The following is a 19,587-nucleotide window of genomic DNA, read 5'->3' as shown; positions in this document are numbered from 1 at the left end:
TGAATTCGGGCTAAACCGCCGGCCAAAGCTTGCTAAAATAAGCCCATGAGCCTTCATTTATACAACAATCTGCACCGCCGGCTGGAAGCTTTCAGCCCTGCCGACGCGGCCAACGTCACCGTCTATCTGTGCGGCCCGACGGTCTATAACTATGTCCATATCGGCAATGCCCGCGGTCCGGTGGTGTTCGATGTCCTGATCAAACTGCTGCGCCGGCGCTATGCAAAAGTGACCTATGCGCGCAACATCACCGATGTCGATGACAAAATCAACGCCGCCGCCAAGGCCTTGGATGTACCGATCTCGACCATTACCGACAAATACACTGCCATCTACCGTGCCGACATGGCCGCGCTCGGCATCCAGCCGCCCGACATCGAACCGCATGCCACCGACCACATCCCGCACATCATCGCGATGATCGAACGCCTGATCGCCGCCGGTCATGCCTATGCCGCCGAAGGCCATGTGCTGTTCGCGGTCGACAGCTACGCCGAATACGGACAACTGTCGCGCCGCAGTCTGGATGAAATGATTGCCGGCGCTCGCGTTGAAGTGGCGCCCTACAAGCGCCACCCGGGCGACTTCGTGCTGTGGAAACCCTCTACCCCCGACCTGCCCGGCTGGGACTCGCCCTGGGGCATCGGCCGACCGGGCTGGCACATCGAATGCTCGGCCATGAGCGAGGCGCATCTGGGCGAAACCATCGATATCCATGCCGGCGGCGTCGACCTGCAGTTTCCGCATCATGAAAATGAAATCGCGCAGAGCACCTGCGCGCATGGCGGCAAGGTGTTCGCGCGCTTCTGGCTGCACAACGGCATGCTCAATTTCGGCGGCAGCAAGATGTCGAAATCGGTCGGCAATGTCAGCATCCTGCATGAGCTGCTGGAAAGACACCCGCCGGAAGCCCTGCGTTATGCCCTGCTGTCCGCGCACTACCGGCAGCCGCTGGACTGGTCCGATGCGCTGATCGAGCAGAGTGTGAAAACGCTCGACCGTCTGTACGGCACGCTTCGGGATCTGGGCGATGTCGAAGCCGGTACCATGGCCATTCCGGAAAGCATCGAAATGGCTTTGTGCGATGACCTCAACACGCCCCAGGCCCTGGCTGAAATCGCGAATCTGGCCGGCCAGGCCCGGCGCAGCGAGCATGCGGCCGAACGCGCGCACCTGAAAGCTCAGCTTCTGGGTGCGGCATCCGCGCTCGGTCTGCTGCAGCAGACTCCCGAAGCGTGGTTTGCCAAAGGCGCGGACGGCAGCGATGACGCCCGGATCCAGGGTCTGGTCGATGAACGCGTTGCTGCCAAGAGTAACCGGGATTTCGCCCGTGCCGATGCCATCCGCAAGCAGCTGGCCGATGAGGGCATTCTGCTGGAAGACACCCCTCAGGGTGTGCGCTGGAAGCGGGCCTGATGCTTTTGCCGACAGAGCCCACGGCTGCAGAGGCCCAAGACGCCATTGTCGAAGAATTCGCCTTCTTCGGCGATTGGTCGGAGCGTTACCAGTATCTGATCGATCTCGGCAAACGCCTGCCGCCCTTCGCCGAGGAATGGAAAACCGAAGCCAACCGCCTGCAGGGTTGCCAGTCGAAGGTCTGGATCGTGCCGCATGTCCGGGATGGCCGGCTGTTTTTTTCGGCGGCTTCCGATTCCAGCATCGTTTCCGGTCTGGTTTATCTGGCACTTCGGGTCTACTCAGGGCGTTCTGCTGAAGAAATCCGCGGCACGCCTGCGGATTTCGTCCAGACCATCGGTCTGAGCAGGCACCTGTCACCGACACGCAGCAACGGTTTTTCGGCCCTGCTGGCCTTCATCCAACAAACCGCGGAGTCCGCATGAATTTTCGCCCTGCCCTGCTCAGCACCGCCATTGCCGCGCTATTGGCTGCAACGCCCTCGAAGGCCTCCAGCCCCATGGGACCGCAGAACATTCCGCAACGCGCGGAAATCCCGGTTTCGCAGCATGCGCTGGCGTTTTTCATCCAGCGCTTCCAGCATGACCTGGACAGCACCGAACATACCTACGACATCACCGCTGGCATCGCCCGCGAAAATGCGCTGCGTAGTCTTTACTTGGGTTGGCAGGCCCGTCTCGGCGAATTCGACAGGGCTAAATTCTCCGCCGAGGACCGCATCGATGCCGCTCTGTTCCGGCGCGAATTGACGTACCGGCTCAGCCAACTGGATTTCGAGCACGCGCGCAATGCCGAGGCGTTGAAGCTCCTGCCGGAGGTGGCACCGCTGATTGCCTTGGCTGAGCAGCGCCGGGCGCTGATGCCGCTTGATGCGGCCAGAGCCAGGCAACTGATCGATCGCGCCGCCAGCGCCCTGACAGCCGAGGAAAGCCGATTGCGTTCCGCTCCCGCGCCGTCGCCGGTGATTGCCCTGCGCGCGTCGAAGCTGCTTTCCGCCTTCCGCGAGGATTTCAAGCAATGGCATACCTTCTATAACGGATATGATCCGGCCTATACCAAACAGGTCGCGAAATCCTACGAAGCGCTCGACAAACAGCTCGAGTCGACTGCCAAATTCCTGCGCAACGACATCGCCAAGGCCGCCGATCCGGAAACCATCATCGGCGACCCGATCGGCCGCGATGCCGTGGAAGCGGCATTGCGTTATGAAATGATTCCGTATACACCGGAACAAATCGTGCAGCTGGCCGAACGCGAATTGCGCTGGTGCCAGGAAGAGATGCGCAAAGCCGCCGCCGAAATGGGCTATGCCGACTGGCATGACGCGCTTGAACAAATCAAAAAAGACGGTCCGGCGGTCGGTGATCAGCCGCAGTACGTGGTCAAGCTCGCCGACGAGGCCATCGATTACGTGGAACGCAACCGTCTGGTGACCGTGCCCGAACTGGCCAAGCGCGACTGGCGGATGACCATGCTCAGCCCCGAATACCAGCTTCAGGCGCCGTTTTTCCTCGGCGGCGAAGACGTCTGGGTCGCCTACCCGCACGACAGCATGCCGGCCGAAAAACAGGCCATGGCTCTGCGCGGCAACAACCGTTATTTCTCACGGGCGGTCGTGCATCATGAACTGATCCCGGGTCATCATCTGCAGCATTTCTACAACAGCCGCTACAACAGCCACCGCGAGCTGTTCGGCACGCCGTTCTGGACCGAAGGCTGGGCCCTGTATTGGGAATTCCTGCTGTACCAGAAGGGTTTCGCGAAAACCCCCGAACAGAAGCTGGGCATGCTGTTCTGGCGCAGCCACCGTGCCGCCCGCATCCTGTTTTCGCTGTCCTTCCACATGGGCACCATGACGCCGCAGCAGTCCATCGACATGCTGGTCGAACGCGTCGGCCATGAACGGGCCAATGCCGCTGCGGAAGTCCGCCGCAGTTTCGCCGGCGATTACGGCCCGCTGTATCAGGCCGCCTACATGCTCGGCGGGCTGCAGTTCTGGGAATTGCGGCGGGAGCTGGTCGAATCGGGAAAAATGACCGATCGTGAATTCCACGATGCCATCCTGAAAGGAGGCCCCATGCCGGTCTCCGTGGTCCGCAGCCGGCTGATGGGCACGGATCCCGATCCGGATCTGAAACCGGACTGGCGCTTTTACCCGGCGCTTGATGCGAAATAAAAAAAGCCCCGGACATGCCGGGGCTTTTTTCAGGCAGGCGCGGATCAATCGCCGAGTTGCTTCTTTTTGTGTTCCCAGCGCTCCTGCGCATCCACGGTGCGTTCCGCCATCGGACGCCCTTCCAGACGCTTGATGCCGATTTCCTCGCCGGTATCGACGCAATACCCGTAGGTGCCGTCATCGATGGTGGCGATGATCTTGTCGATTTTATAAAGCAGTTTGCGGTAACGGTCACGGGTCCGGAGTTCGAAGAAGTTCTCGGTTTCGCGGGACGCGCGTTCGGCCTCATCGCCGACGTCGCGGGCTTCTTCTTTGAGCTCGTTGATGGTTTCCTGGGTCGCATTGAGCAGATTTTCACGCTCGGCCAGCAGCTTCTGCCGGAAGTACTCGAGCTGATAATCGTTCATGTACTCTTCTTTTTCGCTCGGCTTGTAGCCGGGAGGCAACTGCACGCGGCGCACGGATTTCTGCTTCAGGGCTTTCTCGGTAACCACTTCACGTTTGACATAGCCGGCTCGGGCGCCTTTGCGGACGGGCTTGGGAGCGGGCGGCGGGGGAATTTGTTTTTCGGGTACTTTTGCGGCTACAGGCACAGGTTTCTTCACTTCAGGCTTTTTGACTTCGGGTTTCTTGCTGACAGGGGCCTTGGCGATCGATTTGCTGGGCGTGACGGCGGCTTTTTTTACGGGTTTGGGTGCAGGCTTCTTGGCAATGGCCTTGGCCAACGGTTTTTTGGCCGGCTTGGCTTTGGCAAGTGCCGGTTTTTTGGCGGGTGATTTCTTTGCCTTGAGGACCGGTTTTTTGGCCGGTGCCTTTTTTACGGGAACCTTCTTGACCGGTGCTTTCTTGGCGGGTGCTTTCTTGACGGCGGATTTTTTCACCGGCTTGGCGGCCGCTTTCTTGGTCACCGGTTTTTTGGCTACGGGCTTTTTGACGGGCTTGGACGGTTTCTTCGCGGGCGCTTTGGCTTTGACAACGGGCTTCTTGGCTTTTGCCGGTTTGGCGGCGGCTTTTTTCACCGTCTTCTTCGCGGGCTTGGCGGCCTTACCGGCCGGCTTGCGGACGACCGGCTTTTTGCCGGGTTTTACCGTTTTTTTGCTAGCCACGTGGGGTGTTCCTCATTGGTTTAGGCTCAGGACATCTTTTATAGCCTACACTATAGTCCTTCGCAAGATGTTGCGGTGATATTTTATGCTGAAAACGCTGGCCCTATGGCTGCTGCGCGCTTACCAGGTGATGATCAGCCCCCTGTTGGGCCAAACCTGCCGTTTCACCCCCTCCTGCTCCAATTATTCCATGCAGGCCATCGAGCGTTTCGGATTTTTCAAAGGCGTGTATCTGACCGCCGCCCGCCTGCTGCGTTGCCATCCGTTCAATCCCGGCGGCTTTGATCCGGTACCGGACAAATGCCGCGGCCACTCCCACTCCTGAGCCCTGAATCAGCCATGACCGATACCCTGACCTTGACCCGCCCGGACGACTGGCACATCCATTTCCGCGATGGCGCCGCCATGCACAGCGTGGTGCCGGACACGGCACGCGTGTTCGGACGCGCCATCGTCATGCCGAACCTGAAGCCGCCGGTGCTGAGTGTGGCCGATGCCGATGCCTACCGGACCCGACTGCTTGAGGCTTCGGCAGGCACCGCCTTCCAGCCGTTGATGACCCTGTACCTGACCGACAACACCACCGCCGATGAAATCCGGCGCGCCAAGGACAGCGGCTTTGTGCATGCGGTGAAATATTATCCTGCCGGCGCGACGACCAACTCCGATTCCGGCGTTACGGACCTGGCAAAGGCCGCGGAAGCCATTGCAGCCATGGAGGCCTGCGGGATGCCGCTGCTGCTGCACGGCGAAGTGACCGATGCCGACATCGACATATTCGATCGGGAAGCCGTATTCATCGAACGCCATTTGGTGCCGCTGCTGCGCAGCTACCCGCAGCTCAAAATAGTGCTGGAACACATCACCACGCGTCAGGCCGCCGAATTCGTGGCCGCAGCACCGGCCAATGTCGCCGCCACAATTACCGCTCACCATCTGCTGTACAACCGGAATGCCCTGTTCCAGGGCGGCATCCGCCCGCACATGTACTGCCTGCCGGTACTCAAGCGCGAACCGCACCGGCAGGCCTTGGTGGCGGCTGCGGTCTCCGGCAGTCCGAAGTTCTTTCTCGGAACCGACAGCGCGCCGCACGCCACCGGCAGCAAGGAAGCGGCCTGCGGCTGCGCCGGAATCTATACCGCGCATGCCGCCATCGAACTGTATGCGGAAGCATTTGAAGACGCCGGCGCATTGGCCCGGCTGGAAGGGTTTGCCAGCTTTTACGGTGCCGACTTCTACGGACTGCCGCGCAATACCGACCGGATCACACTCAAACGCGAATCGTGGACCGTCCCTTCGCAACAGCCTCTGGGTGACTCGGCATTGACTCCGCTCAAGGCGGGCGAGAGCCTGCGCTGGAAAGTGGTTTAACCCTGATCAGCGGAAACGGCGGACGGCCCGCCAGGCATCCCAGGCATAAGCGGGCGTCAGCCTCGGCTGTTTGCCGGATTGCATCGCCGACAAACGTCGTCGGATGAACCGCCGTTGCGCCTCGCGGTAGGCATTACCGGCCGTCTGCTCCGGCAGCAGTGCACGCAGCTCGCCGAGCCAATCGTCCGAAAGTTTCTGCGTGGGTGCTTCCATGGCCTGATGGCGCGCCAGCAGATGCATCGGCACCATGGCCCGATCGAAGGCCTGCAATCCGCCGGGCAGGCGCATCAGCAGCAGCTGGACGGCAATGACCGTACTGTCGTGCCCGTTGCCGCCGCCGAACAGCGCCGCTTCGGTTCCGGCGAGCGCGGCGGTCAAGGGCAGCAATTGCCGATGCAGCGCTTCGGTATTTCCCGCCCTTAGGGGCACTTTGGCGGAAACAGCCAGCAAGGGGCCGGCGATGCGGTCATAACCGGCATCCTCGTCCTGCAAGGCGATGGTCAAGGGATGACGCGCCTGCCGGGATGCCATCCGCTGCAATTCATCGGCCCACCAGAGTGATTTCGGCGTACGCACGGCTTCCTGCTCGATGGCGAAAGCGCAGTCCTGCAGCTCACACAGCAGCGCGCCCCATGCTGAAGCCAACGGCCGGCATCTTTCCGGCAGGAATCCCTGCAACAGCGACAGCTCCGGCCATTGCGCCTGGTATTTTCCGGTAAAGCTCTGCAGGGCGTCGGACGCGGACATCAGCGGCTTCGCAGCAGTCCACGGACGATCAGCTCCAGCGGCGTTTCAGCCAGAGCATCGGCCTGCCAGCGCTCCGGATCGTCATCATCGGGACGGTAACCCCAGAGTGCTCCGATGGAACGCATGCCGGCGGCATTGGCGGCCTGCACATCCCGCTCGTCGTCACCGACATACACCACCCGTTCCGGAAGCTCGCCCAGTACCGCGCAGGCATGCAGCAGCTGATCGGGGTCCGGTTTTTTGCGCGGCAAACTGTCGCCGCCGAGCAGAATGGCGCTGCGTTGCGACCAGCCCAGCTTTTCAACCAGAGGTTCGGCCAGATAGAAGGGCTTGTTGGTGACGATGCCCCAGCGCGCCTGCCGGGATTCGATGTGCGCAAGTACTTCCGCGACGCCCTCGAACAAACGGCTGTGGGCGGCGAGCGCACCTTCATAGTGTGCGAGGAATTCCGGCAGCAGGGCCTCGCGCTGCTGCTCGTCGGCGGCCACGAAGCTGCGTTTGAGCATGGCGCGTGCGCCTTTGGACACCACGGGACGGAATACCTCGAAGTCAACCGGCGGCTCGCCCTTTTCGGCCAGCAAGACCGCCATGGCGGCGTGCAGATCGCGGGCGCTATCCAGAAGCGTGCCGTCCAGATCGAACAGAACCAGCGGTGCAATCGACTCAGACATCGGGCTTGCGCGCCGTCATCAGGTAGTTGACCGAGGTGTTGCTACCGATTGATGCCTTGCGCGTCATCGGGTTGTAATGCAGGCCGCTGACGTCTTCCAGAACAAACCCGGAATGTCGAAGCGCGGATGCCAGCTCCGAGGGTTTAATGAAACTTCGGTAATCGTGGGTACCTTTGGGCAAAAGACGCGCCACGTATTCGGCACCGACCACCGCCAATGCGAATGCGGCCGGGGTGCGGTTGATGGTGGACAGGAAAAGTGTGCCGCCCGGCTTCAGGACATCGAAACAGGCCTGCACGATGGCCTGCGGATCGGGCACGTGCTCGAGCATTTCCATGCAGGTCACTGCATCGAAAGCGCCCGGCTGTTGGGCGGCGATGGCCTCGGCGGAAACCACGCGGTATTCAGCCTGCAAACCCGACTCCAGCAAATGCAGACGGGCGATATCGATTAACTGCTCCGACAAATCAATGCCGGTTGCGCGCGCGCCTGCAGCGGCCATGGCTTCGGTCAGCAGGCCGCCGCCGCAGCCGACATCGAGTACGTGCAGACCGGACAGCGGCCGGATACGGCGGACGTAATCCAGGCGGACAGGATTGAGTTCATGCAGGGGACGCTGCGGGCCATTGGCGTCCCACCAGCGGCTGGCCAGCGCGCCGAATTTTTCGATTTCCTGCGGATTGACATTGGCGTTCATGCGCGCGGTATCTCCCGGATGGTCTGTTGCCAGCGGCGAGCGCTGGAAAGAATGCGCGTCTCGTCCATGTCCTGCAATTCGCGTTTGAGCATTTTGGCACGGCCGGCGATCCAGACATCCCCGACCCAATGCCGGGCACCAGCGTAGACCAGCTGGGAAACCACATCATAAATAGGCGCGGCTTCAATCCGGTCCAGATCGATGGCAATGATATCGGCCTGCTTGCCCGGTTCGAGGGAACCGATGAGCTGCTCGAGACCCATGGCACGCGCTCCTGCCAAGGTGGCGGCATGCAGGGCCTGACCGGCTTTGAACATGGTGGCGTCTGCGGAAACCGCTTTGGCCAGCAGTGCGGCCGTGCGCAGTTCGTCGAACATGTCCAGATCGTTGTTGCTGGCACAGCCGTCGGTACCGATGGCCAGATTGACGCCGGCCGCCAGCAGATCGCCGGCCGGACAGAAGCCTGAGGCGAGTTTGAGGTTGGATTGCGGACAATGCACCACCGACACGCCGCGGGCCGCACACAGGGCGATTTCCGCCGGCGTCAGCTGGGTCATGTGTACGGCGGTCAGGCGCTCATTGACCAAACCGAGCCGATCCAGACGCGCCAGCGGACGCTGGCCGTACTGATTGAGCGAATCGGTGATTTCCTGCGCGGTTTCATGGATGTGGCAATGCACCGGCAGATCGAGCTGTTCGGCGTAGCGGCGGATGCGCTCGAAGCTGGCATCGCACACGGTATAGGGCGCGTGCGGGGTCATGCTGAAGCTGAGCAGCGGATGCGATCGGTATTGATCATGCACGGCCAGGCCTTTGTCGAAGTACTCGTCCTGGCTGGACGCCCAGGCCGAGGGGAAATCGATGACCGGGATGCTGATGGCGGCGCGGAACCCCAGACGGTCGTAGGTGCGCGCCTGGGCATCGGGAAAGAAATAGTTTTCATTGCAGCAGGTGGTGCCGCCGCGGATCATCTCAGCCACGGCCAATTCGATGCCGTCGGCGATGAAATCCGGCGTCATCACCGCGCGCTCGATCGGCCAGATGTGTGCATTGAGCCAGGGCATGAGCGCCAGATCATCGGCAACGCCGCGCATCAGGCTCATCGGGTTGTGGGTGTGGGCATTGACCAGGCCGGGCATCAACACCGAGCCAGGGCGTTGCACATGGGCTTCCGGGGCGTAACGGGCACGCGCCTCGGCAATCGGCAGGATGGCGGTGATGCGGTCGCCGTCGATGACCACTGCATGCGATTCCAGCACCTGCCCGGCCGGTTGCACGGGGATGATCCAACCCGCTTCAATCAGCCAATCGCAGTGGATGCGCTCCATTGCCCGCGCGCCATCATGCAACGCCGTCATTGATGCACTCCAACGTCGGGAAACGGCAGTTGATCGCAGACCTGCGTGGACAGGCCGACACCATCAAATTGCGGATACGGGACTATCGCCACGCGGAAAGCATCGACTGCCGTGCGCTGATAGCGGATCAGGTAAGTTTTGCCCGCTTCGATGTCTGCCGACACGTCGGCCTTGCCGTTCCAGCTGCTCCAGATATCGCTGGCCGGGGCCATGAACTCGAGACTCAAACGGTGATGGCCGGGGGCCAGCTCAAGATAGGTCGGCCAGGTTTTGCGGATGCGGATGAGCTGCCCATCCACCTCCAGAAAATGAATCTGGCCGCGACCCTGCCCCGGACAGAATTCCCGGATGACCTTGGCAAACCCCTGACCTGGCGTCCTGGCAATCGCCGGATCACGGTAGATGTTGGGATTCGGATACACCGCCGGGTCCGGCTTGGCCGCATGCGCAAGGGATGCGGCCGAAACGATGAAGATGAATCCGAGGATGCGCAAGGCCAAAGCCTTATTTGACGCGACTGAAGTATTCGCCGGAGCGGGTGTCGACTTTGATGATTTCATCCTGCGCCACGAACAGCGGAACGCGCACGGTCGCGCCGGTTTCCAGCTTGGCCGGCTTGCCGCCGCCGCCCGAGGTATCGCCGCGCACGCCCGGATCGGTTTCGACGATTTTGAGCTCAACGAAATTCGGCGGCTGGACCGCGATCGGCAGACCGTTCCAGAGCGTGACCACGCAGTCTTCTTCGCCTTTCAGCCACTTCCAGGCATCGCCCATGGCATTCTTGTCGGCCTGGACCTGCTCGAAGGTTTCCTGCTGCATGAAGTGCCAGTACTCGCCATCGGCGTACAGGAACTGCATGTCGGTATCCATCACATCGGCGGCTTCAACATTGTCGGTGGCCTTCATGGTCATTTCCACCACGCGGCCGGATTTGATGCTGCGGTATTTGACACGGGTAAAGGCCTGACCCTTGCCCGGCTTCACATATTCGGTTTCGGTGATCACGCACGGGTCGTTGTTGACCAGAATCTTCATGCCGTTCTTCACATCATTCATGCCGTAAGTGGCCATTGCCTGCTCCTGAAATTCACCGGCGGACCGGCCGCGGGTTACAATACCGTATTGAAAACACGGCCTTTCCGGCCGTTCCAGCCTTCTATGATACCCGTCAAACCCCTCCCCGCTCAAATCCCGAACTGGCAGCAGCTCTGGCGCGACAGCCTGCGTGACCCGCTGGAACTGCTGGAATTGCTCGGTTTGACGGGGTTTTCGGACCGGATATCGGCCACGGCCCGGGCCGGCTTCGCTTTCCGGGTGCCACGCGGTTTCGCGGCCAAAATGCGCCACGGCGACATCCACGACCCCCTTCTGCGGCAAGTGCTGCCCCTGTTGGAAGAGGACGTCCTGTCTCCGGGCTTCAGCTTCGACGCGGTCGGCGATTTGATGTCGCGCGGCGCTGCCGGGGTTCTGCACAAGTACCGTGGCCGCGCGTTGCTGGTGGCAACCGGCTCCTGCGCGATCAATTGCCGATACTGTTTCCGCAGGCATTTTCCCTATGCGGAAGAAACGGCGGCAGCGGGCCAATGGCGGGAGGCCGTCGATTACCTGCGCAACGATGCCGGCATCCATGAGCTGATTCTTTCCGGCGGCGATCCGCTGTCTTTGGCCACCCCGAAACTGGCGCAGTTGACCGATGCATTGAAACACATACCGCACCTGAAGCGTCTGCGCCTGCACACCCGCTTGCCGGTGGTGCTGCCGGAGCGCGTGGACGCGGAACTGCTGGAATGGCTGTCGGACCTGCCCTGGCCGGTCACGGTGGTGATCCATGCCAATCATGGCAACGAACTCGGACCGGATGTCGGTGAGGCGCTCCAGCGCCTGCGGCAGACAGGGGCGACCCTGCTCAACCAGTCCGTGCTGCTGGCCGGCGTCAACGATGACGCCCTGAGCCTTCAGCTGCTGTCGGAGGGATTGCACCAGTTCGGCGTGCTTCCCTATTATCTGCATCAACTGGACCGGGTTCAGGGCGCTGCGCATTTTTCGGTTCCCGACGCACGGGCCATTGCCCTGCACCGGGAACTGATGGCGGCCTTGCCGGGCTATCTGGTTCCGAAACTGGTCCGTGAAATCGCCGGAGAGCCGAACAAATCCCCGCTTTACTAGCCCGTAAGCGCCATTTTTTGCTATTGTTATCAAAAGCAAGGACGGACTTCTTATGTCAAAACCTGAACAAGCGCTACGCCTGCTGCTGGTCGAGGAGCAGCTCGAACAGGCGGAGTTCCTGATCAGTCACATCCGGAACGGCGGTATCGCCGTCCGTCCGGAGCGTGCGGATGACAGCGAGCATTTCGAACAACTGCTCGATGGCAGCCGCATCGATCTGGTCATGGTCGATGCCGCAGGCACCCTTTTGCCCTTGCCCGCCGTGACCGACATCATACAGCGCAGGGGCAAGGACATCCCGGTCATTGCCGTTCTGGCGCATCTGGACGACGCCGGCGTCCTCAACGCACTGGCCGCAGGAGCCGCCGACACGGTCATCCGGGATGAGCCGAAACAGATCCAGCATGTCATCCGCCAGCAGTTCCATGCCCTGCTCAACCGCCGTCAGATCCGGCATTTCGAAGCCGATCTGCGCGAGTCGGAACGCCGTTGCAACAATCTGATCGAGTCATCACGCGATCCGATCGCCTATATCCATGAAGGCATGCACATCCATGCCAACGAATCCTATCTGCAGATGTTCGGTTACGCCAATTTCGACGATCTGGAAGGCATGCCGATTCTCGATCTGATCGATGACAGCCAGCAGAAGGATTTCAAGGCCATCCTGAAGGATTTCGCCAAAACCAAGCAATGCCCGCCGTCCATCCGGGTGATTCTGCATCCGGAAAAAATGCCGCCCTCGGAAGTCGAGCTGGAGATGTCCCCGGCGAGCTATGACGGCGAGTCCTGCCTGCAGCTGGTCGCCCGTCCGCAGATGGCCGACAGCCGCCTCAGCGAACAGCTGAAGGAACTGAAGGACCGCGATCCGAACACCATGCTGTTCAACCGCAAGTATTTCATGAACCAGCTGGAGGCCATGGTCGCCAAGGTTTCCAGCTCGGGTTCAGGCGGCCAGGCCATACTTCTGGTTGAAGCCAACCAGTTCGAAATGCGCACCAAGAATCTGGACATGACCGTTGCCGACCAGGTTCTGGTGGAATTCGCGGCACGGCTGTCGACCCTGGTGATGAACGACGGCATCTGCTGCCATTACCGCGACCAGACGCTTGCCGTAATCTGCGCCGAAAGCCGCTATGAACATACCCTGGCGCTATGCGAGAAAATCCATGTGGCGTTCGACAATCTGCTGATGGAAGTCGGTGAAAACGCCATCACCTTCAGCGTCAGCGTTGCCGGCGTGCAGATTACCGAACAGAATGCCAGCGTTCCGGAGATCCTGAACCGCGGCAACCATCTTCTGCAATCCATGGACGGCCTCGGCGGCAACCGTTTCGAAGTGTTCGACCCCGGTGCCGGCGAACGCGCCGATGTCGAACTCGACAAGGCCTGGAAGGACCGGCTCGAAAAGGCGCTGGTCAATGGCGAGTTCATTCTGAATTACCAGCCGATCATCAATCTCAACCAGGACGAACTGATCGACAGCTATGAACTGCTGATCCGGCTGCAGTCGGCCGATGGCGAGGCGATCCTGCCCGACCATTTCCTGCCCATCGCGCAGCGCCACGGCCTGAGCGACGACATCGACCGCTGGGTGGTCAGTCAGGCCATCAGTCTTCTGGCCGAAAAACAGTCGCGCAACATCGACACCCAGATTTTCGTCAAGATTTCGCCGGAGTCGCTGCAGGACAATACCCTCATCGATCTGGTCGCGAAATCCCTGATGGCCAACGCCGTCGAAGGCTGGCGCCTGATTCTGGAACTTCCCGAATCGCAGATGATCACCCGGCTCAAGCAGGCGCAGAGCTTCAAGTCGGCGATGAGCGCACTCGGCGTGCGCATCTGCCTGACCCAGTTCGGCACCAGCGTGGACTCGGTCAAGATGCTGAGCCATTTCGACGCCGATCTGATCAAGATCGACCGAAGCTTCGTCGAGGATCTCGACAAAAACCCGGATCACCAGGCCAAAATCCGCGAATTCGTGCAGAACGCGCGCAACCTCGACAAATCCACCGTGGCCGAGTTCGTGTCCGATGCCAATACCGTCAGCCTGCTGTTCAGTGCCGGCGTCGACTGGATCCAGGGCAATTTCCTGTCGCCGCCTCTGACCCAGATGAATTTCGATTTCAGCACCTGAAAAAAAACCGCCTTACGGCGGTTTTTTTCCGGATGCTGGATATCGCTCAGCGCGTGACCGCTGAACCGCTGCTGCGCAGGGCTTCGATACGGACTTCCAGCGGCGGGTGGGTCATCATCAGGGCGCCGATGCCCGACTTCAGACCGCCGGAGATGCCGAACGCGGCAATCTGGGTCGGCAGCGTGCTCTGACCGTGGTTCTGCGCCAGGCGCTGCAGCGCCGCGATCATCTTTTCCTTGCCGGCCAGGCTGGCACCGCCGGCATCGGCCCGGAATTCGCGCTGACGGCTGAACCAGGCGGTGATGAATGAGGCGAACAGGCCAAACACCATGTCGAGCACGAAGACCACGATGTAATAGCCGAAACCCACACCATCACGGTTGCCGAACACCACCGAATCGACCACACGGCCGACCACGCGCGACAGAACGATGACGAAGGTATTCATCACGCCCTGCAGCAGGGCCATGGTCACCATGTCGCCGTTGGCGACGTGACTGACCTCGTGACCGAGTACGGCTTCGGCTTCATCGCGGCTCATGGAGCGCAGCAGGCCGGTGGACACCGCCACCAGTGAGTTGTTACGGCTCGGGCCGGTGGCGAAGGCGTTGATTTCCGGGGCGTCGTAGATGCCGACTTCCGGCATCTTGATGCCGGCTTTTTCGGATTGGCGACGGACGGTGGACACCAGCCACTGTTCCAGTTCGTTCTGCGGATTTTCGATCAGATGCATGCCGGTGGTGCGTTTGGCCATCCACTTCGAAATCATCAGCGAGAACAGCGAGCCGCCGAAACCGAAGATGACCGCAAACACCAGCAAGGTGCCGTTGTTGCCGAGATTGATGCCGAAGCTCTGCAGCACGCTGAGCACGATGCTGAGCAAAGCCAGCACGGCCATATTGGTGGCGAGGAACAAAGCAATGCGTTTGAACATGGAAAACCCCTTTCAGGTTGGTCAGTGTTGCGTGATAATGAATTGTAGCCAGTTTTCCGGATTTCAAGTGAATTTTCCGTGACCCCGACACCCCCTGCCCGCGGCCGTTTTGCGCCCTCGCCGACCGGTCCACTGCACCTCGGTTCATTGACGGCAGCTCTGGCCAGTTATCTCATGGCGAAAAGCCAGCACGGGCAATGGCTTATCCGCATCGAAGACATTGATCCGCCGCGTGAAATCACCGGCATGGCCGAAATGCAGCTGAAAACACTGGCCGACTTCGGCCTTGTCCCGGATGAACCGGTGCTGTATCAGTCCGAACGCGCGGCGTTTTACGATGCGGCGCTGACGAAGCTGCTGCGCGAGGACAAGGCGTTTTACTGCAGCTGTTCACGCAAGCAGCTGGCCGATCAGGGCGGCATCCACCGCCGCTGCGTGACGGCCGCCGATCCGGCACGCGCCGCCATCCGTCTGCGCGTCGCTGACCGGACCATCGCATTCACCGACGGGGTGTATGGATCGCAGAGCCAGAACCTGGCCGCCGAAACCGGTGATGTCGTGCTCCGGCGTGCTGATGGATTTTATGCCTACCAACTGGCCGTGGTCGTGGATGATGCCGCCCAGAACATCACCCAGGTCGTGCGCGGCGCCGACCTGCTGGCTTCGACCCCGCGGCAGATCTTTCTGCAACAGCAGCTCGGCCTGCCGACACCGGCATACTGTCATATCGGCCTGGTATGTGCTCCGGATGGCCGGAAGCTGAGCAAATCGCAATGGGCCGCGGATCTGGATGCCGAAGACCGGTTCAATGCCCTATGCCTGGCCTACGGGCATCTGGGGCAGGATGCGCGGATCCTGCAACGGAATCTGGCTCCCGAAGCCAATCTGGCGCGGGCCTTGGGAGGCTTCGATGCAAGCCTGCTGCCGGCGCTTACAGTTCCCGAACCAGACGGAAGCCCAGACGGGCATTAGTGCGTTCGGCCGGCATGGCCATGCGGAACGAAGACCGGGATTGCTCCATCGAGCTCAGCCAGGCGCTGCCGCGGATGACCCGGTGCGTGCAGCCTTCATTGACCCAGGCCTCGCCGCTGGCCGGAGCGCGCCGGTAATTTTCGTGCCAGCAGTCCTCGACCCACTCCGACACATTGCCGAGCATATCGAAAGTGCCCCAGCCTTCACTGGAATAACGCCGAACCGGAGCAAGCGCCCAATACCCGTCGCTGTAGCCGGTGATGGCATTGCGCCAGTTACGGCCGTTCGGGAAGAGGTCGCCGTTGCCGGTGAGGTTGCCTTTATCCAGCTGTTTGGGTTTGTTGCCCCAGGGAAATACGGTATCCGTGCCGGCGCGCAGGGCATACTCCCACTCGGCTTCGCTGGGCAGACGGTAGTGCCGTCCGGTCCGCCGGCTCAACCATGCCGCATAGGCGAAGGCATCGGCATAGGCGACATGGACGACCGGATAATCACCGCGGGCCGGTTTGCCGATATGGTCCAGACGCCAGTTGACGCCCTCGGCACGGATGAGGCGACCGCTGGCCAGATCGAAAATCTCGCTGCCGCCGGTGCGTTCGGCCAGGCTTCGGTAACCGCTGCTCGCGATGAATGCCGCGAATTCGTCGACCGTGATTTCGGCACGGGTCATGGCGAACGGGCGCTGCAATTCGACGGCATGCGCCGGTTTCTCGGACGCCGGGGCGTTGCGGTCCTTGCCGACGGCGCCCAGTTCGAAGCGCCCGGCGGGAATGACGATGAGTTCAGGGCCGTAGTCGGCGCGGGCAAGCCGGTCTGAAAAAATATGGCCGGGCTGCAGGCCTTCGGTGCCGGATTTGACCGCCATTGCGGGGGCCGGCAAGGGATCCCGTGCCTTGCAGGCCGCCAATGCCAAAACCATTCCGAGCGGAATCAGGCACTTCATCGATGCGGGCAGGCGTGGAATCATGAAATGTCTGGGCAATCAGGGCGGCGGCAAGTTAAGCTACCTTATCCCAAGATGCAAGAAACCGCTATGATTTGGCTGGACACCCCGTCCGATTTAACCCGCTTTTTACAAACCCATGCCGACGCCCGACTGATCGGCATGGACACCGAGTTCATCCGCGAACGCACCTACTATCCGCAGTTGGCGTTGGTCCAGATCGTGATCGGCGAAGAAATCGCGCTGATCGATGCCGGCAAACCGGAAGTGGCCCTGCTGCTCAAACCGCTTCTGGAAAATCCGGATGTGCTGAAGATCATGCATTCCTGCAGCGAAGACCTGCAGGCGTTCAAGGCCGGTTGCGGCGCGGTCCCCACGCCGGTGTTCGACACCCAGACCGCCGCGGCACTGTGCGGTCTCGGCGCCAGCCTGAGCTATCTGAAACTCGTGGAACAGCTCTGCGGCGTGACGCTTGAAAAAGGTGAAACGCGCTCCGACTGGCTGCAGCGGCCCTTGACGGAATCCCAGAAGCACTATGCCGCCGATGATGTCCGCTACATCCTGCCGATGCATGCGCAGCTGGCCGGGCGTCTGGATGGACTGCAACGCCGTGCGTGGCTGGATGCCGACTGTGCACGTGCGGTCAATGCCGCGGCCGATGAGCAGCCGGAAGCCCATCCACACCTGAGCATCCGCAGCAACCAGCCGCTTGACGCCGAGGCGCAGCTGCGGCTGCGGCGCATCCTGCGCTGGCGCGATGCCCGCGCCATCGAGCGCAACAAACCGAAACGCTGGATCATCGACAACGATGCCGCCTTCGCGCTGGCGCGCAATCCGATCGCCGCAGTCGAAGACATCGACGCCATCTTTTCGCGTTATCCCAAATCGCCGAAAAGCGCCCGCCAGCACCTGTTCGCCCTGCTTCAGAAGCCCTTCGATGACGAAGAGCGCCGCGCACCGCTGGCCCGCGAGCCCGATGCCGTGGCCAAAGCGCGCCTGAAAGCCCTGCAGCAGGCGGTTCTGGCCAAAGCCCAGGAGCTGGAGCTTCCCGAAGGCCTGCTGTGTTCGCGCAAGCATCTGGAATTCCTGCTGGAAACCGGCACCTGGCCAAGCGCCCTGCAGGGCTGGCGTCAGACGCTGCTGGCCGAACCGTTCAAAGCCGTTCTTGATCCGGCTTGAAGCCCGGAGCTTCTTGGATTAGCATAGTCGCATGGGTCTGTAGCTCAGCTGGGAGAGCGCGTCGTTCGCAATGACGAGGTCAGGAGTTCGATCCTCCTCAGATCCACCAATTTTCAGTGATGTCCATGAATCGAATTCTGCCCGCGTCCATCGCGCTGGCCCTTCTGCTTTACGCAAGCGCAGAGGCCGCACCAACCGCCGCCGAGCCCGCAGCGGTCAACATCACGCAAGGGCGCTTTTACTACAAGGTCGGCGCCGCCAAAGCCACCGTCCTGATCGTTTATGTGACTGACGATTTCTACGGTCTCTATATCTGGGAAAAGGAAGCACTCCTGTCCCCGGTTTTCGAAGAACACCATGCCAAAAACCCGGCGCTATCGACCATCGCCGTGCGCGATGCCAAGACCGGGAAGACTGTCGGTACGTTTGCCCCGAAAGCGGGGCTCAACCTGCTCTGAGGAAATACTCAGAACCCCGGGGTTTCGATGAGCGGATCCAGATTCGGATCCAGCGCGATGCGGTCGTCAAACACGAAACAACGGCCCTGATAGTGCTTGCCGCCCATTTTTTCGAAATAACCGAGAATGCCGCCCTCGAGCTGATAGCAGTCGCTGAACCCGTCGGCCTGCATGCGCAGCACCGATTTCTCGCAGCGGATGCCGCCGGTGCAGAAACTGACCACGGTTTTTCCGGCCAAGGCCTCTTTTTGGGATTCGACGGCTTCCGGCAATTCGGTGAACTTGGCGATCGGGAATGTCAACGCGCCCGCGAAGGTCCCGTACACGACCTCTTCGGCATTGCGGGTGTCGAGCAGGACCACTTCGCGCCCGGCATCATCGCAGCCCCGATCAAGCCAGTGCGCCAGTGTTTCCGGAGTCACACTGGGGGCACGTCCATTTTCCGGAGCCAACCGTTCATCGCGGTAGGTGATGATTTCCCGTTTACGCTTGACCCGCAGCCGTTTGAACGGCACGAAGCTGCTCCGGCTGTATTTGACGCCGATATCCCGGAATCGGACATCGGCCTGCAACGCCTCCAGAAAGCCGCGGATCGCCGGATCCGATCCGGCCAGAAAAACATTCAGACCTTCGGGCGAAACCAATACCGTCCCCTTGAGTTCGAGCTGTTCGCACAGGGCCTTGACGCGCACGGCAACGGCATCGACGTCGACAATGGTGACGAAACGGTAAGCGGCGATATTGAGGATATCCGACATGCGTTCTATTTTAACGCAGCGCTCCCCTGCCGAAAACCCACTGACTGCCTGCCTATGATTAAATGGACGCATTCCATTCAGATAACAGCACGGACTTTGAACGATGGCGGCCATTGCAATTCTTTCCCACGCACTTGACCGCATTCTCTGGCCACGGCAGGACGGAAATGGCTATAACTGCCCTTACCTGATCGGCCGAATGGCCATGGAACTGACCCACCGGGGCCACCAGGTCGAAATCGTCCATGGCCTTGAGGCGAAGAACCCGGGGGCCGATTTGGCCATATTGCATGTCGATCTGACCTGCGTGCCTGCAGACTATCTGGATTTCGCGGGATCTTTCAGGCGTTGCTTGAATGCGCGGGTGGCCGATATCCGCAAAACCACGGTCAGCATGGCGCAACTGAGCTTGCATCCGGAATGGGATGGGCCGGTCATCGTTAAATCAAATCTGAACTGCAACGGCAGTCCGGAAGTCCTCAAGAATGATCGTCTGGC

At 61.0% G+C, this 19,587-nt stretch carries 22 protein-coding genes and 1 tRNA gene; 13 read left to right on the top strand and 10 right to left on the bottom strand.

The window, feature by feature from the left end; genetic code table 11:
- Window positions 1-45 precede the first annotated feature (45 nt).
- From cysS to Q0W88_RS01060, 3 genes are read left to right on the top strand one after another with little or no spacing between them, the layout of a single operon-like run.
- Window positions 46-1,416 (top strand): cysteine--tRNA ligase, encoded by a 1,371-nt coding sequence (cysS, locus tag Q0W88_RS01070; protein ID WP_297799077.1) that lies wholly within the window; start codon window positions 46-48, stop codon window positions 1,414-1,416.
- Window positions 1,416-1,841 (top strand): SufE family protein, encoded by a 426-nt coding sequence (locus Q0W88_RS01065; RefSeq protein ID WP_297799075.1) that lies wholly within the window; start codon window positions 1,416-1,418, stop codon window positions 1,839-1,841. The genes cysS and Q0W88_RS01065 overlap by 1 nt, the downstream gene beginning before the upstream one ends.
- Window positions 1,838-3,592 carry a DUF885 domain-containing protein gene (locus tag Q0W88_RS01060; RefSeq protein WP_297799073.1) on the top strand — a complete coding sequence of 585 codons (1,755 nt, stop codon included), beginning with the start codon at window positions 1,838-1,840 and terminating at the stop codon, window positions 3,590-3,592. Before Q0W88_RS01065 ends, Q0W88_RS01060 begins: the two co-directional genes overlap by 4 nt.
- 44 nt (window positions 3,593-3,636) lie before the next feature.
- On the opposite strand, the gene dksA is transcribed toward Q0W88_RS01060, so the two are convergent.
- Window positions 3,637-4,086, bottom strand: a complete 450-nt coding sequence (gene dksA, locus Q0W88_RS10325; RefSeq protein WP_343212520.1) for an RNA polymerase-binding protein DksA — start codon at window positions 4,084-4,086, stop codon at window positions 3,637-3,639.
- 151 nt (window positions 4,087-4,237) lie between these two features.
- On the opposite strand from dksA, the gene Q0W88_RS10320 reads away from it, so the two are divergent.
- Genes Q0W88_RS10320 through pyrC form a run of 3 tightly spaced genes read left to right on the top strand, consistent with a single transcriptional unit; the run spans window position 4,238 to window position 6,069 of the window.
- Window positions 4,238-4,777 carry a hypothetical protein gene (locus tag Q0W88_RS10320; protein WP_343212519.1) on the top strand — a complete coding sequence of 180 codons (540 nt, stop codon included), beginning with the start codon at window positions 4,238-4,240 and terminating at the stop codon, window positions 4,775-4,777.
- A 6-nt stretch (window positions 4,778-4,783) separates the two neighbouring features.
- Window positions 4,784-5,023, top strand: a complete 240-nt coding sequence (gene yidD, locus Q0W88_RS01050) for a membrane protein insertion efficiency factor YidD (protein ID WP_297799068.1) — start codon at window positions 4,784-4,786, stop codon at window positions 5,021-5,023.
- 14 nt (window positions 5,024-5,037) lie between these two features.
- Window positions 5,038-6,069: a dihydroorotase gene (gene pyrC / locus Q0W88_RS01045; RefSeq protein WP_297799067.1), complete on the top strand. Its 1,032-nt coding sequence runs from the start codon at window positions 5,038-5,040 to the stop codon at window positions 6,067-6,069.
- Between the two features lie 6 nt (window positions 6,070-6,075).
- Here the strand turns inward: pyrC and Q0W88_RS01040 are convergent, their stop codons facing one another.
- The 6 genes from Q0W88_RS01040 to efp are packed head-to-tail and all read right to left on the bottom strand — an operon-like array spanning window position 6,076 to window position 10,613.
- The gene (locus Q0W88_RS01040; RefSeq protein WP_297799066.1) at window positions 6,076-6,816 is read right to left on the bottom strand and encodes a hypothetical protein; all 741 of its coding nucleotides are present in this window, start codon (window positions 6,814-6,816) and stop codon (window positions 6,076-6,078) included.
- Window positions 6,816-7,487, bottom strand: a complete 672-nt coding sequence (gph, locus tag Q0W88_RS01035; protein ID WP_297799065.1) for a phosphoglycolate phosphatase — start codon at window positions 7,485-7,487, stop codon at window positions 6,816-6,818. The genes Q0W88_RS01040 and gph overlap by 1 nt, the downstream gene beginning before the upstream one ends.
- On the bottom strand, window positions 7,480-8,184 hold the full coding sequence (gene ubiG, locus Q0W88_RS01030; protein ID WP_297799062.1) for a bifunctional 2-polyprenyl-6-hydroxyphenol methylase/3-demethylubiquinol 3-O-methyltransferase UbiG: 705 nt from the start codon (window positions 8,182-8,184) through the stop codon (window positions 7,480-7,482). Before ubiG ends, gph begins: the two co-directional genes overlap by 8 nt.
- Entirely contained in the window at window positions 8,181-9,512 is a 1,332-nt protein-coding gene (locus Q0W88_RS01025) for a TRZ/ATZ family hydrolase (RefSeq protein ID WP_297799152.1), read from the bottom strand. The genes ubiG and Q0W88_RS01025 overlap by 4 nt, the downstream gene beginning before the upstream one ends.
- A 26-nt stretch (window positions 9,513-9,538) precedes the next feature.
- Window positions 9,539-10,036, bottom strand: a complete 498-nt coding sequence (locus Q0W88_RS01020) for a hypothetical protein (RefSeq protein WP_297799060.1) — start codon at window positions 10,034-10,036, stop codon at window positions 9,539-9,541.
- Window positions 10,037-10,046: 10 nt separating this feature from the next.
- Window positions 10,047-10,613: an elongation factor P gene (efp, locus tag Q0W88_RS01015; RefSeq protein ID WP_297799058.1), complete on the bottom strand. Its 567-nt coding sequence runs from the start codon at window positions 10,611-10,613 to the stop codon at window positions 10,047-10,049.
- A gap of 87 nt (window positions 10,614-10,700) precedes the next feature.
- Here efp and epmB point away from each other — a divergent pair, with 87 nt between their 5' ends.
- Together epmB and Q0W88_RS01005 are read left to right on the top strand one after the other, a co-directional pair.
- A complete protein-coding gene (gene epmB, locus Q0W88_RS01010; protein ID WP_297799057.1) occupies window positions 10,701-11,708 on the top strand; it encodes an EF-P beta-lysylation protein EpmB in 1,008 nt (335 codons plus the stop codon).
- A 52-nt stretch (window positions 11,709-11,760) separates the two neighbouring features.
- Entirely contained in the window at window positions 11,761-13,845 is a 2,085-nt protein-coding gene (locus Q0W88_RS01005) for an EAL domain-containing protein (protein WP_297799055.1), read from the top strand.
- Between the two features lie 46 nt (window positions 13,846-13,891).
- On the opposite strand, the gene htpX is transcribed toward Q0W88_RS01005, so the two are convergent.
- Window positions 13,892-14,779: a protease HtpX gene (htpX, locus tag Q0W88_RS01000; protein WP_297799054.1), complete on the bottom strand. Its 888-nt coding sequence runs from the start codon at window positions 14,777-14,779 to the stop codon at window positions 13,892-13,894.
- Between the two features lie 78 nt (window positions 14,780-14,857).
- Here htpX and gluQRS point away from each other — a divergent pair, with 78 nt between their 5' ends.
- Window positions 14,858-15,751: a tRNA glutamyl-Q(34) synthetase GluQRS gene (gene gluQRS, locus Q0W88_RS00995; RefSeq protein WP_297799053.1), complete on the top strand. Its 894-nt coding sequence runs from the start codon at window positions 14,858-14,860 to the stop codon at window positions 15,749-15,751.
- On the opposite strand, the gene Q0W88_RS00990 is transcribed toward gluQRS, so the two are convergent.
- The gene (locus Q0W88_RS00990; protein WP_297799049.1) at window positions 15,711-16,718 is read right to left on the bottom strand and encodes a formylglycine-generating enzyme family protein; all 1,008 of its coding nucleotides are present in this window, start codon (window positions 16,716-16,718) and stop codon (window positions 15,711-15,713) included. The two genes, gluQRS and Q0W88_RS00990, sit on opposite strands and share 41 nt — an antisense overlap.
- Window positions 16,719-16,784: 66 nt before the next feature.
- On the opposite strand from Q0W88_RS00990, the gene rnd reads away from it, so the two are divergent.
- From rnd to Q0W88_RS00975, 3 genes are all read left to right on the top strand, one after another.
- Complete coding sequence (gene rnd, locus Q0W88_RS00985; RefSeq protein WP_297799046.1) at window positions 16,785-17,873, top strand: ribonuclease D; 1,089 nt, start codon at window positions 16,785-16,787, stop codon at window positions 17,871-17,873.
- Between the two features lie 33 nt (window positions 17,874-17,906).
- A tRNA-Ala gene (locus Q0W88_RS00980) sits at window positions 17,907-17,982 on the top strand.
- A 16-nt stretch (window positions 17,983-17,998) separates the two neighbouring features.
- Window positions 17,999-18,331, top strand: a complete 333-nt coding sequence (locus Q0W88_RS00975) for a hypothetical protein (RefSeq protein WP_297799044.1) — start codon at window positions 17,999-18,001, stop codon at window positions 18,329-18,331.
- 8 nt (window positions 18,332-18,339) lie between these two features.
- Here the strand turns inward: Q0W88_RS00975 and Q0W88_RS00970 are convergent, their stop codons facing one another.
- Window positions 18,340-19,089, bottom strand: coding sequence for a sulfurtransferase (locus tag Q0W88_RS00970; RefSeq protein WP_297799042.1), 750 nt, complete (start codon window positions 19,087-19,089; stop codon window positions 18,340-18,342).
- 103 nt (window positions 19,090-19,192) lie between these two features.
- On the opposite strand from Q0W88_RS00970, the gene Q0W88_RS00965 reads away from it, so the two are divergent.
- On the top strand, window positions 19,193-19,587 hold a 395-nt coding region (locus Q0W88_RS00965), incomplete at its 3' end, for a hypothetical protein (RefSeq protein ID WP_297799039.1).

It is taken from the genome of Arenimonas sp. GDDSR-1 (assembly GCF_025980345.1).
In the GTDB taxonomy this organism is placed as follows: domain Bacteria; phylum Pseudomonadota; class Gammaproteobacteria; order Xanthomonadales; family Xanthomonadaceae; genus Arenimonas.
The sequence above is the reverse complement of the archived record's forward strand: the minus strand, read 5'-3'. Positions and strand labels throughout refer to the sequence as shown.

What these genes read in the sequence shown, in the direction of transcription:
- Q0W88_RS01040 (WP_297799066.1), bottom strand. Translation starts at nt 6,816, where the DNA reads ATGTCCGCGTCCGACGCCCTGCAGAGCTTTACCGGAAAATACCAGGCG.
- epmB (WP_297799057.1), top strand. Translation starts at nt 10,701, where the DNA reads ATGATACCCGTCAAACCCCTCCCCGCTCAAATCCCGAACTGGCAGCAG.
- Q0W88_RS00970 (WP_297799042.1), bottom strand. Translation starts at nt 19,089, where the DNA reads ATGTCGGATATCCTCAATATCGCCGCTTACCGTTTCGTCACCATTGTC.
- Q0W88_RS00990 (WP_297799049.1), bottom strand. Translation starts at nt 16,718, where the DNA reads ATGATTCCACGCCTGCCCGCATCGATGAAGTGCCTGATTCCGCTCGGA.
- Q0W88_RS00975 (WP_297799044.1), top strand. Translation starts at nt 17,999, where the DNA reads ATGAATCGAATTCTGCCCGCGTCCATCGCGCTGGCCCTTCTGCTTTAC.
- cysS (WP_297799077.1), top strand. Translation starts at nt 46, where the DNA reads ATGAGCCTTCATTTATACAACAATCTGCACCGCCGGCTGGAAGCTTTC.
- Q0W88_RS01005 (WP_297799055.1), top strand. Translation starts at nt 11,761, where the DNA reads ATGTCAAAACCTGAACAAGCGCTACGCCTGCTGCTGGTCGAGGAGCAG.
- Q0W88_RS01065 (WP_297799075.1), top strand. Translation starts at nt 1,416, where the DNA reads ATGCTTTTGCCGACAGAGCCCACGGCTGCAGAGGCCCAAGACGCCATT.
- ubiG (WP_297799062.1), bottom strand. Translation starts at nt 8,184, where the DNA reads ATGAACGCCAATGTCAATCCGCAGGAAATCGAAAAATTCGGCGCGCTG.
- Q0W88_RS01025 (WP_297799152.1), bottom strand. Translation starts at nt 9,512, where the DNA reads ATGGAGCGCATCCACTGCGATTGGCTGATTGAAGCGGGTTGGATCATC.
- htpX (WP_297799054.1), bottom strand. Translation starts at nt 14,779, where the DNA reads ATGTTCAAACGCATTGCTTTGTTCCTCGCCACCAATATGGCCGTGCTG.
- Q0W88_RS01060 (WP_297799073.1), top strand. Translation starts at nt 1,838, where the DNA reads ATGAATTTTCGCCCTGCCCTGCTCAGCACCGCCATTGCCGCGCTATTG.
- efp (WP_297799058.1), bottom strand. Translation starts at nt 10,613, where the DNA reads ATGGCCACTTACGGCATGAATGATGTGAAGAACGGCATGAAGATTCTG.
- pyrC (WP_297799067.1), top strand. Translation starts at nt 5,038, where the DNA reads ATGACCGATACCCTGACCTTGACCCGCCCGGACGACTGGCACATCCAT.
- yidD (WP_297799068.1), top strand. Translation starts at nt 4,784, where the DNA reads ATGCTGAAAACGCTGGCCCTATGGCTGCTGCGCGCTTACCAGGTGATG.
- rnd (WP_297799046.1), top strand. Translation starts at nt 16,785, where the DNA reads ATGATTTGGCTGGACACCCCGTCCGATTTAACCCGCTTTTTACAAACC.
- gph (WP_297799065.1), bottom strand. Translation starts at nt 7,487, where the DNA reads ATGTCTGAGTCGATTGCACCGCTGGTTCTGTTCGATCTGGACGGCACG.